The following is a 1,461-nucleotide window of genomic DNA, read 5'->3' as shown; positions in this document are numbered from 1 at the left end:
GCAGACCTTACAGCAGCTAGAGCAATTGATGAAATCAATCGTATCAATCCTATTCCATCTCCTCGTCACCTCCTAACGACTAATAACCAACCTGGAAATTCTAGCAATGTGAACACTACAGAACCAACAAGTCCATCAGATAGTGGGCAAGCAAATTCTGGACAAGATGGACGAAGCACTGACAGTGGTTCAACAACCACTGCTCGTTCGTCTGTAGCTCCAGTGACAACTACGGAACCTAGTGCAAATACAGCGAATAGAGAAGACGATACTGTTCGTTCAGCAACTCAGGGTCAAGGAATTTTAGACAAGTCAGAACTAAGTAAGCAGACTCAAACCTTAGAAAATCTTTTGAGATTATTGACAGGTGTATCGAATCCTACCACAGATTCAGCACGTCTTGTTTTGGTAGAGGCTAAGAAAGCTCTTGCAGATGATAGTTTGACAGAGCAAGGGTTACGCCATATCTTGCAAACAGTCAAGGATGCTATTGCTTCCCTAGAGTCCATTAAGGAAAGCCAGTCAGCAACTAAGGATGGAGGACAAACAGCGGGCAAAGAAACAGCAGGAGAAGATGAGTCTGCAAATCAAACTCAAGTCCCAGTAGGGATTATTGCAGCAAGTATCCTAGTGCTTTTAGGTCTCCTCTTCTTCCTCCTAGCTCGTCGTAACAAAGAATCAGAACTCGAGAAATTAGTCAAGGAATTAAGTAAACTTCTTAAAGACTTAAACCTTGAAACAGTAGATAAGGATATCCTTGAAAATTCTCAAGAAGAACTTCAAAAAGCAGTTTTGTTCTTGGCAGATGAAAAAGGCTCTGAGCATACTGAAGCAGAGTTGATTGATAATCTTAAAGAGGTTATTGCTAAGTTGACAGCAAACGCCTAATAACATATTAAAAATCTCCAGATTAGGAACTATCGCTGAGTTCTCTAGTCTGGAGATTTTTTAATATACTTCGTTATTGGACGGTTACGGACATTTGTTTGATAGTGGTGATAAAGTTTTAAATCTGCTACATAATTTGTAGAGTTTTTTCTATAATTAGGAGTTTAACCGTAAGCGCGTCATAATAAGGTATCTATCCTTCATGGAAGACCTCCTGTATACTATTCGTAAAGTAAAACTATTGGAGGATATTTGAATGCCACAACCTATTGTTCCTGTAGAGATTCCACAATCTCGTCGTTTTGATTCTAAAAAGAGAAATGATATTCTGCTTAAAATTCGTATTGGCAAGCTTGAAGTAAGTTTTTTTCAATCTCTCAATCTCGAAATGATAGAACAGCTTTTGGATAAGGTGTTGCTCTATGACAATTCATCTATCTAGCCTAGGGCAGGTCTATCTCGTATGTGGGAAAACGGATATGAGACAAGGCATTGATTCACTGGCTTATCTCATTAAAACCCACTTTGAATTGGATCCTTTCTCCGGTCAAGTTTTTCTCTTTTGTGGTGGAC

At 39.2% G+C, this 1,461-nt stretch carries 3 protein-coding genes and 1 pseudogene; all 4 read left to right on the top strand.

From position 1 onward, the window contains the following. Window positions 1-360 precede the first annotated feature (360 nt). Window positions 361-597 (top strand): annotated as a pseudogene (locus tag HT708_RS00480) (hypothetical protein); the annotation flags it as partial. A 33-nt stretch (window positions 598-630) separates the two neighbouring features. Further along, window positions 631-888: a hypothetical protein gene (locus HT708_RS00475; RefSeq protein WP_064496609.1), complete on the top strand. Its 258-nt coding sequence runs from the start codon at window positions 631-633 to the stop codon at window positions 886-888. Between the two features lie 256 nt (window positions 889-1,144). Next, window positions 1,145-1,330, top strand: coding sequence for a hypothetical protein (locus tag HT708_RS00470; RefSeq protein WP_001136123.1), 186 nt, complete (start codon window positions 1,145-1,147; stop codon window positions 1,328-1,330). Continuing rightward, the coding region (gene tnpB, locus HT708_RS12280) for an IS66 family insertion sequence element accessory protein TnpB (RefSeq protein ID WP_172924053.1) at window positions 1,311-1,461 on the top strand (151 nt) is incomplete at its 3' end. The genes HT708_RS00470 and tnpB, both read left to right, overlap by 20 nt.

Origin of the sequence: Streptococcus sp. 3613, from assembly GCF_013277375.1 — a bacterium.
In the GTDB taxonomy this organism is placed as follows: Bacteria; Bacillota; Bacilli; order Lactobacillales; family Streptococcaceae; genus Streptococcus; species Streptococcus pseudopneumoniae.
This window is presented reverse-complemented; position numbering and strand designations above follow the sequence as displayed.

Coding starts and splice junctions, on each gene's coding strand:
- HT708_RS00470 (WP_001136123.1), top strand. CDS start 1,145: ATGCCACAACCTATTGTTCCTGTAGAGATTCCACAATCTCGTCGTTTT.